Origin of the sequence: Ensifer sp. CCNWLY38 (assembly GCF_037120565.1) — a bacterium.
Taxonomy (GTDB): Bacteria; Pseudomonadota; Alphaproteobacteria; order Rhizobiales; family Rhizobiaceae; genus Ensifer; species Ensifer adhaerens_H.
Window position 1 is genome coordinate 160,200 of the sequence record NZ_JBBBBO010000003.1, and the last position, 13,417, is coordinate 173,616.

Genomic DNA, 13,417 nt, shown 5'->3' on the forward strand with positions numbered 1-13,417 from the left:
AGCCATGCAGAGAAACGGACCCATTGCTCTCGCCTTCCACAGCCTCGTCGTCGTCTTCATGCTGGCGCCGATGGTGGTCGTCTGCCTCGTCGCCTTCACGCCGGAAAACACGCTGGCGATGCCCTGGAACGGGCTCTCGCTGCGCTGGTTCGAGGCGGTGTTCCATCACGCAGACTTCATGTCCTCCTTCGGCAACAGCGTCCGGCTGGCACTGCTTTCGGCCACCATCTCCACCGTGTTTGCGGTGCCGGCGGCGCTGGCGATCACCCGCTACGAGTTCCGCGGCCGCGAGGCGCTGAATGCCTTGTTCCTGTCGCCGCTGATTATTCCGCACCTCGTCCTCGGCGTTGCCTTCCTGCGTCTCTTCTCGCTGATGGGCATGGGTGGATCCTTCGGCTGGCTGGTCGCCACCCACGCGATCGTCGTCACGCCCTATACGCTGCGGCTGATCCTCGCGTCGCTGACCAGCATGGACCGCAATGCCGAGAACGCGGCGCGCACGCTGGGTGCCGCCGAGTGGACGGTGTTTCGCCGGATCACCATGCCGCTCATGCTGCCCGGCATCAGCGGTGGCTGGCTGCTCGCCTTCATCAACAGCTTCGACGAGCTGACCATGTCGATCTTCGTCACCTCGCCGTCGACGGTCACCCTGCCGGTGCGCATGTACATGTATGCCAGCGAATCCATCGATCCGATGATGGCGGCCGTTTCGACGCTGATGATCGCGCTCGCAACCGTCACCATGATCATTCTCGATCGCCTGTTCGGTCTCGACCGGCTCCTGGTGGGCAAGGGCTGAGATCCGATGTCGATGCCTGCACAATTCCGGCGGCGCTACCGCCTGGACGAGACACCTGTGCCCTTCACGCTGAACGGCGCGGCGGAAACCGGGCGGCGCGGCGACACGGTGCTGACGGCGATCCTCTCCGTCAGTGGCCGTCTGCGTCAGAGCGAATTCACCGGCGAGGACCGGGCCGGATTCTGCCTGATCGGTGCCTGCCAGGATTGCTACGTGATGATGGAGGATGGCCGCCGCGTCAGGGCCTGCAGCACGGCCCTGCTGCCGGGCATGGCCTTCATCACCGATCTCGGGGCGATGGCGGAGACCGCCCATGAGTGAGCCGTCGTCACCGGTCATCGTCGGCGCCGGCCCCGCCGGCATCCGTGCTGCCGCGCGCCTCGTCCACGCCGGCCTCAGGCCGATCATGCTTGATGAAGGCCAACGCGCCGGCGGCCAGATCTATCGCCGCCCGCTGATCGACGACGGCCGCTCCTACCGGAGCCGCTACGGTTCGGAAGCCGGCAAAGCACAGAGGCTGCATGAGAGCTTCGAGGCGCTGCTGCCCGAAATTGACTACCAGCCCGAAACGCTCGTCTGGAACATCTCCGCCCCCGAACGTGGCAATCAGCTCGATATTCTCTCATCGGGCGTTCATCGGCAGATCGGCTTTTCGCAACTGATTCTCTGCACCGGTGCGACCGATCGCGTGCTGCCGTTCCCGGGGTGGACGACACCCGGCGTCTATACGCTCGGTGCCTCGCAGACAGCGCTCAAAGCGCAAGGGTGCACGATCGGCGATCGCGTCGCCTTCATGGGGTCCGGGCCGCTGCTCTATCTCGTTGCCTGGCAATACATGAAGGCCGGCGCGCGCGTCGAAGCCGTTCTCGATACCGCACCCATCACATCGAAGCGGCACCTGCTGTCGCTTGCCGTGCACGCGCCACGCATCGTCGCGCTCGGTCTCTTCTACGGGCTGCAGCTCCAGCTTGCCGGCGTGAGGATCCGTTGTGGCGTGCGGCCCGAGGCGGTTCTCGGCAAGGGCCAAGTCGAGGGTCTGCGTTTCCGCCGGCGGACGCTCAAGGGCGATGTCGTCGAGACGATTGCCTGCGACGCGCTCGCCTACGGCTTCGCGCTCCGGCCGGAAACCCAGCTTGCCGATCTTGCCGGTTGCCGTTTCCGCTTCGACGAGCGTGACCGCGTCTGGCTGCCGGAGCGCGACACCATGGGGCGCACGAGCCGGCCGGACGTCTATGTTGCCGGCGACGGCAGCGGCATTGCCGGTGCGGATGCAGCGGAAATCTCTGGCGAGCTCGTGGCTGCCGCCCTGCTTCAGGACATGGGTCAAAGGTCGGCGGATACAACCCGCCTGGTGGCAGCGCGTGACGCGATCCTGCGCCAGCGCGACATCCTCGAACGCGCCTTTCCCTTCCCGGATGACTGGTTCGAGACAGTTCCCGACGAAACGACGCTTTGCCGTTGCGAGGAGATCACCATCGCCGAGGGACGCCGCGCTATCGCGGCAGGATCGATCACCGAAATCAACCGCCTGAAGGCGTTGAGCCGCGTTGGCATGGGCCGTTGCCAGGGGCGGATGTGCTCCGCTGCTGCGACCGAACTCCTGAGCGGTGCGTGCGGCACCTCCGCCGGCGCGGTCGGCCGTCTGCGCGCCCAGGCGCCGGTCAAGCCGATCCCGCTCGGTTTCGGCGCTGGTGCCGAAGCGGAGGTCCGTTCATGAGCCGGCGCATCTCAGTCGACGTCACGATCATCGGCGGCGGGCTGGTCGGCAGCTCCGCAGCCCTTGCCATGCGCAAGGCCGGGCTCTCCGTCGCGCTGCTCGACAAAGGCTATTGCGGCGCCCAGGCGAGCGGGGTGAACTATGGCGGCGTGCGCCGGCAGGGCCGCCCTCCGGAACAATTGCCGCTTTCGCAGCGGTCGCACCGGATCTGGCCGCAGCTGAAGGCGATGATCGGCATCGATGCCGAATATGTCCGCTCCGGCCATCTGAAGCTCGCCCGCACCGAGAAGGATTTCGCCAAGCTCGAAGCCTATGCGCAGACAACAAGCGATTACGGCCTCGGGCTCGAACTGGTCGCGGGATCTGCCCTGACGGAGCGGTTTCCATGGCTGTCGGCGAAGGCGGTCGGTGCGTCGCTCTGCCCCGAGGACGGCCATGCCAATCCGCGTCTCGTCGCGCCTGCGTTTGCGCGGGCAGCCGAACACGCCGGCGTCACCGTATTGGAGCAGACGCCGGTGCGCGAGGTTACTACGACGGGCAACGGCTTTGCCATCCTCGCCGGTGACGGCATCGAGGTCCGCTGCCGGCAACTGGTCAACAGCGCCGGTGCCTGGTCCGATCGGTTTGCTGCCCAGTTCGGCGAGGCGGTGCCGCTCACACGCATCTACCCCTCGATGGTCGTCACCGAGCCGCTGCCGTTGCGTCTGCCTGTCAGCATGGGCGAGCAGGGCGGCAGCTTCTATGGCCGGCAGGTGGCCCGTGGCAACTACGTCATGGGCGGTGGTCGTGGTCTGCCGCTTGCCGACGAGGACTACTCACGCCCGTCGGTGACCGCCGTCTCTTCGGTCATGCAGCGCGCCATCGCGCTTTTCCCGCATCTGGCCGAAGCCCAGGTCATTCGTTTCTGGTCCGGCACCGAGGCCGAGATGCCCGACGGCAACCCTGTGATCGGCCCGAGCGAAACGACATCAGGCCTTTTCCACGCCTTCGGCTTCTGCGGCGCTGGGTTCCAGACCGCGCCCGCCGTCGGCGAGGTGCTCTCAGAGCTCGTCACCGACGGGCGCAGCATCACGCCCATCAACGCCTTTTCCATTGGCCGCTTCCGCAAGGTTTCGGCCGAGACTGCAGCCTCGTTGTAAACAGAAAGGGGAATACCATGATCGACCAACGGCTTACCAAAACCACGGCTCTCGCGCTTCTGGCCTTTGTCCTGCAGCAGAACGCCGCGTCGGCGGAAACCAAGACGCTCTATATCGGCATGAACGGCGGCAACTTCGAGCGTGCCTATACCGAACACGTGCTGCCGCCCTTCGAGAAGGCGAACGACGTCAAGGTCGTCGTCGTGCCCGGCACCTCGGCCGATATCCTCGCCAAGGCGACGGCCGCCAAGGACAATCCGCAGATGCATGTCATGCTGCTCGACGACGGCGTGATGGTGCGCGCGATCGGCGGCGGCCTCTGCCAGAAGATTGCCGCCGATCCGGTGCTCGACCAGATCCAGCCGTCCGCGCGCCTCAAGGACGACATGGCGATCGGCGTCGACATGGGCATGACCGGGCTTGCCTACAATAAGAAGCTCTTCGACGAAAAAGGCTGGCCAGCGCCGACCTCGTGGATGGACATGGCCGATCCGAAGTTCGAGAACGCCGTGGTGTTCCAGTCGGCTTCGGCATCGAGCTTCGGCCTGCACGCCTTCCTGATGTTCAACCGCATCCAGGGCGGCAATGAGACCAACGTCGAGCCCGGTTTCGAGAAGTTCTCCGATACGATCGGCAAGAACGTCATCGAGTTCATCCCGAGCTCGGCCAAGATCTCGGAGATGGTGCAGACCGGCGAGGCGGCGATCTTCCCGCTGACGCCGACGGCCGTCAACAACCTGAAGGACAAGGGCATTCCGGTCGAATATGCCCAGCCCAAGGAAGGCTCCGTGGTGCTCGCCGTCACCGAATGCGTGATCGCCAACAACAGCGAGCCGGACCTCAGCCAGAAGCTCGCCCACTACCTGCTTTCGGCCGAGGCGCAGAGCCTGGCCCTCGACAACGGCAACATCATCCCGTCGAACATCAATGCCAAGGCGGGCACGGATGCGGCGAACGCGAAGCTTTCGACCTTCAAGACCAACATGGAGACCGCCAAGGTTCTCGATTGGGATGCAATTAACCAGAACCGGCAGGAATGGAACAAGCGCTGGAACCGCATGATCGAAAGGTAAGCATTAACTAACCTTTGTTCGAGCATGCACACGCCCTCGTGGAAGCCACGGGGGCGTTGCTGCGTTCAGGCAAGGCGCGCGTCAGAGCGCGCCGTCGATGGGACGGCTGTTGCGTTCGCCCTTGCTCGCCGAAGACGGAAAGAGCTGTGAGCCAAAGGTCCCTTGGCTACTGATGTCTGGAAAGCTGACATCGGCGATCTCGAAATCGGGCATCAGCGCCAGCATCGGCAGGATGCGCTCGAAGACCGCACCTCCGAGCGGTGTTGCGTTCCAGCCCGAGGTGCGGAAACCATAGGTTTCCGGCAGGCCCTTCGGCTCATCGAGCAAGGTGAGCAGGAGATAACGCGGGTTATCCACCGGGACGATGCCCATGAAGGACGTGATGTTGAGTTCCTTGGAGTAACGGCCGCCGACGACCTTCTCGGCCGTGCCGGTCTTGCCGCCGATGAAATAGCCTTTGACCTCGGCCCGTTTCGCCGAGCCGGTCTTGGCGTTGAGCCGCAGCAGATAACGCAGAGCCTCGCCGGTCTCCGGCTTGATCAGGTCGCGGGCCAGCAGACGATCTTCGAGCGGCGCGCCCTTGATCAGGGTCGGCCGGATGAGCCGGCCGCCATTGACGAGCGCTGCCACCGCGATGCTTGCCTGCAGCGGCGTGACGGCGATGCCGTGGCCGTAGGAAGCGGTGGCCGTGTCGATCTCGCCCCAGCGCCGCGGCAATTGCGGGTGGGCGCTTTCCGGTAGTTCGGTCGTCAGCCGTGACATCTGCCCGAACCGCGTCAGGAACGTCCGCAGATTTTCCGGACCAACGGCAATCGCCATCTTCGCCATCGAAATATTGGAGGAGTAGATGAAGGCTTCGGGCAGCGTCAGCGGCCGATACTGGCCGCGATAGTCGTTGATGCGGAAACGGCCGAAGGCGAGCGGCCTGCTCGCGTCGATGACGGAGCGAAGGGTGAACTGGCCCGAGTCGAGCGCCATCGCCGTCGTCAGCGCCTTGAAGGTCGACCCCATCTCGAAGGTGGCGGCGGCGATGCGGTTGATGCGATCGGGCTTCAGCGCATCGACAGGCAGATTCGGGTCGAAATCGGGATAGGAAACGAGCGCCAGGATCTCGCCATTGGTGACATCAAGCACCAGCCCGGCGCCCGCCTTGGCGCTGAACTTGGCGATCGCCTTGCGCAGCTCGGTCTCGAGCGCGTGCTGGATGCGGATGTCGAGCGTGACACTCACCGGCTCGAGATTGCGGTGGGAGAGATCCATGCCGCTTTGGCGCAGGACCTCCAGCCCCTGTCCCTCGATCCATCTCTCGATACCGGCGATGCCGATATTGTCGATGTCGACGGTGCCGAGCACATGGGCGGCGAGCGATCCGTTGGGATAAAAGCGCTGTTTCTCGCGCTGGAAACCGATAGCGGGAATGCCGGCGTTCCAGACGGCCTGTTCCTCTGCCGGCGTCACCTGGCGTTTGATCCAGGCAAAGGCGGCACCACTCTTCAGCCGTCGGTAGAGGTCGCGCCTATCGAGTTCTGGGAAGATCGCGGTCAGTTTCTCGACGGCCTCGTCGACATCGACGATCAGCCGTGGTTCGGCATAAAGCCCGGAACTCGGCACGTCGATCGCCAGAAGATTGCCGTTTCGGTCGAGGATCGATGGACGGCCGAGGCTCGGCGGCGGCGGTATGTAGCCGGTCCGCTCATAGTCCGCGACGCCAAGCTGGACGAGGCGCGCGAGCATGAGCCCGAAGACCAGCGCGAAAGCGCCGATGACAAAGAGGAGCCGGCCGCGATGATCCGGATGGGACTGAACCTGACGTACCATATCAATAGAGCCCGTTGCCGTTGGTGAGCAGCTTTTCACGCAGTTCCGGGGAGAGGTCTGGGTCGGCGGTGGCCGACGTGCTCGCCGTTTCGAAACCGTCGATGACGGCGCACCCGCTCATGCAGGGGGCCGTCCCTGGCTTGAAGGATTCGACAATGGCCCCGGGCGTGCCCTCGGGCACAGGCTGGCCGCTCTTCCTGTCGATCGCCTCCAGCATCATGCCTGGTGGCGCGTGGAAATCGGCCGCCGGACGCCCTTGAAGTGCTGTCTTCATGAAGTCGATGAAGATGGGTGCGGCGAGACCGCCGCCGGTTTCACCATAGCCCATCGGCTTCGGCGCGTCGTAGCCAAGGAAAACGCCGGTGACGATGTTCGGGGTGAAGCCGACGAACCAGACGTCCTTCTCGTCGTTGGTGGTTCCGGTCTTGCCGGCAACCGGCACGCCGAGCGAGCCGACGTTCCTGGCAGTGCCGCGCTCGACGACGCCGCGCAGCATCGAGGTGACCTGGTAGGCCGTCATCGGATCGAGCACATAGTCGCGATCGTCGACCGGCACAGGTTCTTCCTGGCCGGTCCAGTCGGCGGCGTTGCAATCGTCGCAGCGGCGCTGGTCGTGGCGAAAGATCGTGCGGCCGTAGCGGTCCTGGATGCGGTCGACCATCGAGGGCGTGACCGCCTTGCCGCCATTGGCAATGACCGCATAGGCCGAAACCAGCCGCAACAGCGTCGTCTCGCCGGCGCCGAGCGACATCGGCAGATAGGGTTTGAGCTCGTCATAGATGCCGAAGCGCTTGCCGTAATCTGCCACGAGATCCATGCCGAGATGTCGGGCGAGACGCACGGTCATCAGGTTGCGACTGTTTTCCAGCCCGACGCGCAAGGTGGAAGGACCGCTGAAGCGCCCGTCATAGTTCTTCGGTTTCCACATGCGGCCGGCACCGTCGGCAAGCGCGATCGGCGCGTCCATCACCAGCGTCGTCGGCGCATAGCCGTTGTCGAGAGCGGCGGCATAGACGAAGGGCTTGAAGGACGAACCGGGCTGGCGATAGGCCTGGGTCGCACGGTTGAATTCCGACTGGGCATAGGAGAAGCCACCGGCAACGGCAAGCACTCGGCCGGTGTTCGGATCCATGGAAACGAGCGCGCCCTGAACGAGTGGCGGCTGCCGCAGGACATAGCCGTTCTCCTGCTTCTCCACATAAACGACATCGCCGGGCGACAGAACGCCGTCGACATCCTTGGCGCAGCTGCGCTTTCCCTTGATCGAACGGCAAAGCGCCCAGGAGACGCCTTTCCGGTCAAGGCCTATGGTCACTACCGGGGCGATCCCGTTTGACGCTGTAGCCTCCGGGCGGAGACCGATTTCCGCCTCGGCCTCCCCCGCGGCGAGCACCACGCCCAGCCGCCATTCCGGCACATCGGAAAGTGGCCGGAGCTTGGCGAGCGCGGAAGGCCAGTCCTTGATCGAGGATATTCTGGCGACCGGGCCGCGGTAGCCTTTCGCCTGGTCATAGGCGACGAGGCCCTTGCGCAACGCTTTCATCGCCGCCTCCTGCAGCGACGGATCGAGCGTGGTGCGCACCGAAAAGCCGGCGGTGTAGAGTGCAGCCTCGCCATACTGGGTGTTGAGCTGGCGGCGGACCTCTTCGGTGAAGTAGTCGGCAGCGGCGACCGCGGGCGACGGCGTGCGCCGATCGACGCCGAGAGGAGCTGCCGCCGCCTGGGCAGCCGTCGCTGCGTCGATAAAGCCATTCCGGCGCATCTGGTCGATGACCCAGTTGCGGCGGCCCATTGCGCGCTCCGCCTGGCGATCGGGATCGTAATTGTTGGGCGCCTTCGGCAGGGCGGCAAGGAAGGCCGCCTCCGGAACCGAGAGCTCGCTCACCGGCTTGTCGAAATAGGTGAGCGCTGCCTGTGCCACGCCATAGGCGCCGCGCCCGAGATAGATGTCGTTGAGATAGAGTTCGAGAATACGGTCCTTGGAATAGGTCTGGTCGATCCGCAGCGAAAGGATCGCTTCGCGCAGCTTCCGCTCCACGGTCCGGTCGGAAGACAGGAGGAAATTCTTGGCGATCTGCTGCGTGATCGTCGAGCCGCCGATCATGCGACGGCCGGAACCGTAGTTGGCGAGATTGGACAGGAGCGCCGTGCCGATGCTCGCAACGTCAATTCCGGGATGGGCGTAGAAATTCTTGTCCTCGGCCGAAAGGAATGCCTGGCGGATGCGAACGGCGATCGCGCCGATCGGCAGGAACAGCCGGCGTTCGCGCGCGAGTTCTCCGACCATCGTGCCGTCGCCGGCATAGAGGCGGGTGGTGACTGCCGGTTCCCAGTTCGCGAGCGTGCGGTGATCGGGCAGGTGTCGCGTCAACGCTGCGACGACCGTGACCGCCGCAAGTGCGACGACGGTTACGAGATTGAGGGATGTACCAAGCAGGTTTGCGATGAACTTCATAAGGGCGGAACGGACCTTTGGGGCAATAGACGGGCTGGCCGGCACGGATGTCCGTGCGGCTCGCGGCCTGTCTTGGAACGGCATTTGGCTTCGCCGGCATGCGTGATGTCGGCTGCGGAGACGATGCGTTTGGGCGCTATGGCGACTGCATGTCTCCTTAAATCGACGTCGATTTGAGAACGAAGACATGCAGCAAATCAAAGTTCTACAGCGACCTTTGCTCGTCTGATGAGACGCGCGGCGCTGTAGCCGAAACGGCGCGTGGGACCGATCCTCGTAAGCGGCGCAATCGGCCGCACCTTCCTGAGCTGACGCTGCCGAGCTACAGCCGCGTCAGCCGATTGATTTCACCGTAAAGGGATTGTGCCGGCGCAACAAACCACGTTTATTTGCGAGACCCATTAGATGAGTTAGGGCATACATGGTCAGGCCATATCTTCCGCTCAATGCGCTGCGCGCCTTCGAGGCATCGGCGCGGCATTTGAGCTTCACCCGCGCGGCGATCGAACTCTGCGTGACGCAGGCCGCGGTGAGCCACCAGGTCAAGCTGCTCGAAAGCCGGCTGAACGTCACCCTGTTCAAGCGATTGCCGCGCGGACTGATGATCACGGCGGAGGGGGAGGCATTGCTGCCGGTGCTGCGGGATTCCTTCGATCGGATGGCCGACATGCTCGAGCGCTTCGAGGCCGGGCACATTCGCGAAGTGCTGATGATCGGCGCCGTCGGCACCTTTGCCGTCGGCTGGCTGTTGCCGCGGCTTGCCGACTTCCAGGCCAAATACCCGTTCATCGATGTCCGGCTCTCGACCAACAACAACCGGGTCGACATGGCCGCGGAAGGCCTGGATTTCGCCATCCGCTTCGGCGGCGGCTCCTGGCATAATATCGAGGCGACGCGGCTCTTCGAGGCGCCGCTTTCCGTACTCTGCATTCCCGAGATCGCCGATCGGCTGACGACGCCCGCCGATCTCCTGAACGAAACGCTGCTCAGGTCCTACCGGGCCGATGAATGGGTGAACTGGTTCGAAGCGGCCGGCATTGCCTATCCGGCGCCGCTGCTGAAGGGCATCGTCTTCGATAGTTCGCTGGCGATGATGGAGGCTGCAGCCCAGGGGATTGGCGTCGCACTCGCGCCCCCACTGATGTTCTCGCGGTTGCTGTCGAACGGCACGATCCGACAGCCTTTCGACGCCCACACCTCGATGGGTAGCTACTGGCTGACGCGGCTGAAATCACGTCCTGTCACGCCGGCGATGCAGGCGTTCAGCGAATGGCTGGCTGCTGCGGCGGCACAGCAGGCTGCGGCCTTGTCACCGCCTCCGGCACAGGAAGCGCTCGCCGGCTGAAACGGAAAATCTTTTCCGTTGAGGCGTAGACCCGTGCTCCGCCGCGCGGCGCAGCGCGCACGTACTTGAGGCAGCCATAAGACCAAATAATTCTAATGCCTGCCCTGAATTCTTGTGATGCCCGTTTGTGCCCATCCAAGGCGCTGCCCTTGCCGGCATTCACGGGGAGAGGCGGCCCGCTCGCGTCTCGCTCAGGCGTCCTTTGCGGTCGAATATTCATACACAGTGCGACCGGTTTGCGGGTCGACGCCGGCGAGGCTGACTTCGTAACCCCAGAGGTGGCGCACATGACGCAACGTCGCGTTACGGCTGCCCTCTTCGAGCACGATGCCGCTCTTGACGTTGTGCTGCAAGCGAAGGTGCCGGTCCCCCAGCAGATCGACGTCCATCACCTGAATATCAGGCTGGTTGGCGGCGACGTCGTAGCTGTTGGAAAGCGCCGAGCGAACGGCCGAATAGCCGCGTTCGTTGTGGATCGACGCGACCTCGACAAAACGCTCGGAAGCGCGGTCCGCGAGGTGGAACAGCCGGAATTTGCGCATCACGGCCGGGCTCAGATACTGCAGGATGAAGGATTCGTCGCGGTGGTTGGCCCAGGCATCGCGCAGCGTCTCCATCCAGTCGCCGTTGCCGGCAAAGGACGGAAACCAGTCGCGGTCCTCGGCGGTCGGCTCGGTTGCGATCCGCTGGATGTCCTGCATCATTGCAAAGCCGAGCGCATAGGGGTTGATGCCGGGATAGCGCCGGTCGTCGAAGTCCGGCTGGAACACGACGTTGGAGTGGCTCTGCAAGAGTTCCAGCATGTGGCCCTCACCAATCCGGCCCTGGTCGTAGAGCCGGTTGATGATGGTGTAGTGCACGAAGGTCGCGCAGCCCTCGTTCATCACCTTCGTCTGCCGCTGCGGGTAGAAATATTGCGCTATCACCCGGACGATCCGCAGCAGTTCCCGCTGCCACGGTTCCAGGATCAGGCTGTGCTTCTCGAGAAAATAGAGCAGGTTTTCTTCCGGCAAGTTGAGCACCTTCTTGCGCTCGGAAGCGTCCCGTTCGGCTTCGGCCGGGTCATGGCTTTCGGCCGTCTGCGGCAGCGTTCGCCAGAGATCGCTATAGGTCTGCTCCTCATATTCCAGCCGCTCCCGCGCCCGTTCCCGAACCTTTTCGGAGGAGAGCCGCGGCGGCCGGCGATAGCGGAAGACACCTTGGTCCATCAGCGCGTGGGCCGAATCGAGGATCGCCTCGACGGCGGCGGTGCCGTGTCGCTCCTCGCATTTGGTCACGTATTTCTTGGCGAAATCCATGTAGCTCAGGATCGCGCCGGCATCGGTCCACTGGCGGAAGAGGTAGTTGTTCTTGAAAAAATGATTGTGGCCGAAGGCCGCATGCGCCGTGACTAGGGCCTGCATCGCCATCGTGTTTTCTTCCATGAGATAGGTGATGCAGGGGTTGGAGTTGATCACCAGTTCATAGGCGAGACCGCGGTGGCCCTTGCGATAGTGGTGCTCCTCATAGGCGAAGCGTTTGCCGAAGGACCAGTGCTGGTACATGAGCGGCATGCCGACCGAGGAATAGGCGTCGAGCATCTGCTCGGAGGTGATGATCTCCAGCTGGTTGGGGTAGACGCTGAGGCCCATTTCCTCAAGCGCGACTTGCTCGATCGCGTCATAGGCACGCGAAAGGGTCGTGAAGTTCCAGTCCGAGCCCTGGAACAGGAGGCCTGAAGTCGCGCGTCGAGCCATCCGGTCGTCCCCTCATTTCCGGGTGCGTGAGGCCGGTTGCCGGGCAAAGAGCCTGCGGAAGACCGGGTAGATGTCAGCGGGCTTGGCGATCCGGGTCATCTGGAAATTCGTCTTCTCGCCATCCACCGTGCGATAGGCGCGCCAGAGCGCGGTGCCGTTGTCCGTCGATCCGAAGATTTCCGTCTCGCGCTCGTCGATGATCTCGACATAGGCATAGTACTGGCAGAGCTTCGTCAGTTTCTCTCTGAGCAGCGCTGCGCAATGCTCGCTGTCGCCGATGATGTTGTCGCCGTCGGAGGCCTGCGCGGCATAGATATTCCAGATCTGCGAGGGGTAGCGGTCCTCGATGATCCTGATCATCTCCTCGAGCGCAGTCGAAACGATCGTGCCGCCGCTCTGGGTGCTGTAGAAGAACGTCTCCTCGTCGACCTCGCGGGCCTCGTCCGTGTGGCGGATGAAGACGATGTCGATGCGTTCGTAGCGCCGTTTCAGAAACAGGTGCAGAAGCACGAAGAAGCGCTTGGCGAGGTCCTTCTCGCGTTCGCCCATGGAGGCCGAGACGTCCATCAGGCAGAACATGACCGCATTGGCGTTCGGCAGCGGTTGTTGCTCGAAGCGGTTGAAGCGGATGTCGACGGGATCGACATAGGGAATGCGCCGTCGCTTGCGCTCGATCCTTTCCCATTCGCCGCGCAGTTCGCTGAGCCTCTGGCGGTCCTTCGGCGAAAGCTCCGTCACGGCCTCCAGCCGCGCAATCTCCTCGGAAAGGACGGTCAGTTCCTTTTCCTTGGGCCGATGCAGCGCCATGCGCCGGCCGAAGCTGTTGCGCATGGTCCGCCCGACATTGATGTTGGTCGGCGTGCCGGCGGTGGCAAAGCCGGCGCGGCGCGGCTTGAACGTCACCGTTTCCTTGAGGCTGAGCTTGACCATATCGGGCAGCTCCAGGTCCTCAAAGAAGAGATCCAGCACCTCTTCGCGCGACAGGATAAACTGGAAGTCGTCTTCGCTTTCTCCGGTCCCGGGGCGGCCCTTGCCGCCTCCACCCCCACCCGCTTCCGGCTTCGGCAGGCGGTCGCCTGCCGAAAACTGCTTGTTGCCGGGAAGCACATAGTTGCGTTCGCCGCTGCCGCGGGCCGGCTGGAATGTCGGCTCACTGGCACCGTCGGTCGGCATCGGCACGCCGTGGGCGGCATCGACGTCGATGATCCTGTCGGATTTGACCTGTTCCTTGATGACCCGCTTGAGTTCCTCGCGGGCCCGTTTCAGAAAACGCTGTCGGTTGCCGAGGCTCTTATCCTTCGGATTGAGCCGCCGGTCGATGAAATTCGGCATATA

Annotated in this window: 10 protein-coding genes; 6 read left to right on the forward strand and 4 right to left on the reverse strand. The window is 63.8% G+C overall.

The window, feature by feature from the left end:
• The first annotated feature begins 4 nt into the window (after nt 1-4).
• From V7S54_RS07865 to V7S54_RS07885, 5 genes are read left to right on the forward strand one after another with little or no spacing between them, the layout of a single operon-like run.
• Entirely contained in the window at nt 5-799 is a 795-nt protein-coding gene (locus tag V7S54_RS07865) for an ABC transporter permease (protein ID WP_065373409.1), read from the forward strand.
• Nucleotides 800-805: 6 nt separating this feature from the next.
• The gene (locus V7S54_RS07870) at nt 806-1,120 is read left to right on the forward strand and encodes a (2Fe-2S)-binding protein (protein ID WP_065373408.1); all 315 of its coding nucleotides are present in this window, start codon (nt 806-808) and stop codon (nt 1,118-1,120) included.
• Entirely contained in the window at nt 1,113-2,516 is a 1,404-nt protein-coding gene (locus V7S54_RS07875) for an FAD/NAD(P)-dependent oxidoreductase (protein ID WP_336408134.1), read from the forward strand. Before V7S54_RS07870 ends, V7S54_RS07875 begins: the two co-directional genes overlap by 8 nt.
• Nucleotides 2,513-3,655 carry an NAD(P)/FAD-dependent oxidoreductase gene (locus V7S54_RS07880; protein WP_336408135.1) on the forward strand — a complete coding sequence of 381 codons (1,143 nt, stop codon included), beginning with the start codon at nt 2,513-2,515 and terminating at the stop codon, nt 3,653-3,655. The genes V7S54_RS07875 and V7S54_RS07880 overlap by 4 nt, the downstream gene beginning before the upstream one ends.
• 17 nt (nt 3,656-3,672) lie before the next feature.
• On the forward strand, nt 3,673-4,728 hold the full coding sequence (locus tag V7S54_RS07885) for an ABC transporter substrate-binding protein (RefSeq protein WP_065373405.1): 1,056 nt from the start codon (nt 3,673-3,675) through the stop codon (nt 4,726-4,728).
• 81 nt (nt 4,729-4,809) lie between these two features.
• Here V7S54_RS07885 and V7S54_RS07890 read toward each other — a convergent pair whose 3' ends face one another.
• Nucleotides 4,810-6,546 carry a peptidoglycan D,D-transpeptidase FtsI family protein gene (locus V7S54_RS07890; protein ID WP_336408136.1) on the reverse strand — a complete coding sequence of 579 codons (1,737 nt, stop codon included), beginning with the start codon at nt 6,544-6,546 and terminating at the stop codon, nt 4,810-4,812.
• 1 nt (nt 6,547) lies between these two features.
• Nucleotides 6,548-9,001 carry a penicillin-binding protein 1A gene (locus V7S54_RS07895; RefSeq protein ID WP_336408137.1) on the reverse strand — a complete coding sequence of 818 codons (2,454 nt, stop codon included), beginning with the start codon at nt 8,999-9,001 and terminating at the stop codon, nt 6,548-6,550.
• A gap of 421 nt (nt 9,002-9,422) precedes the next feature.
• Between V7S54_RS07895 and V7S54_RS07900 the strand changes: the two genes are divergently transcribed.
• Nucleotides 9,423-10,346, forward strand: coding sequence for a LysR family transcriptional regulator (locus V7S54_RS07900; protein WP_336408138.1), 924 nt, complete (start codon nt 9,423-9,425; stop codon nt 10,344-10,346).
• 191 nt (nt 10,347-10,537) lie between these two features.
• Here V7S54_RS07900 and V7S54_RS07905 read toward each other — a convergent pair whose 3' ends face one another.
• Both V7S54_RS07905 and V7S54_RS07910 read right to left on the reverse strand, forming a co-directional pair.
• Nucleotides 10,538-12,082 (reverse strand): SpoVR family protein, encoded by a 1,545-nt coding sequence (locus V7S54_RS07905; RefSeq protein ID WP_336408139.1) that lies wholly within the window; start codon nt 12,080-12,082, stop codon nt 10,538-10,540.
• Between the two features lie 12 nt (nt 12,083-12,094).
• A complete protein-coding gene (locus V7S54_RS07910; protein ID WP_336408140.1) occupies nt 12,095-13,414 on the reverse strand; it encodes a YeaH/YhbH family protein in 1,320 nt (439 codons plus the stop codon).
• Between the last annotated feature and the right edge of the window lie 3 nt (nt 13,415-13,417).

What these genes read in the sequence shown, in the direction of transcription:
- V7S54_RS07865 (WP_065373409.1), top strand. Translation starts at nt 5, where the DNA reads ATGCAGAGAAACGGACCCATTGCTCTCGCCTTCCACAGCCTCGTCGTC.
- V7S54_RS07870 (WP_065373408.1), top strand. Translation starts at nt 806, where the DNA reads ATGTCGATGCCTGCACAATTCCGGCGGCGCTACCGCCTGGACGAGACA.
- V7S54_RS07875 (WP_336408134.1), top strand. Translation starts at nt 1,113, where the DNA reads ATGAGTGAGCCGTCGTCACCGGTCATCGTCGGCGCCGGCCCCGCCGGC.
- V7S54_RS07880 (WP_336408135.1), top strand. Translation starts at nt 2,513, where the DNA reads ATGAGCCGGCGCATCTCAGTCGACGTCACGATCATCGGCGGCGGGCTG.
- V7S54_RS07885 (WP_065373405.1), top strand. Translation starts at nt 3,673, where the DNA reads ATGATCGACCAACGGCTTACCAAAACCACGGCTCTCGCGCTTCTGGCC.
- V7S54_RS07890 (WP_336408136.1), bottom strand. Translation starts at nt 6,546, where the DNA reads ATGGTACGTCAGGTTCAGTCCCATCCGGATCATCGCGGCCGGCTCCTC.
- V7S54_RS07895 (WP_336408137.1), bottom strand. Translation starts at nt 9,001, where the DNA reads ATGAAGTTCATCGCAAACCTGCTTGGTACATCCCTCAATCTCGTAACC.
- V7S54_RS07900 (WP_336408138.1), top strand. Translation starts at nt 9,423, where the DNA reads ATGGTCAGGCCATATCTTCCGCTCAATGCGCTGCGCGCCTTCGAGGCA.
- V7S54_RS07905 (WP_336408139.1), bottom strand. Translation starts at nt 12,082, where the DNA reads ATGGCTCGACGCGCGACTTCAGGCCTCCTGTTCCAGGGCTCGGACTGG.
- V7S54_RS07910 (WP_336408140.1), bottom strand. Translation starts at nt 13,414, where the DNA reads ATGCCGAATTTCATCGACCGGCGGCTCAATCCGAAGGATAAGAGCCTC.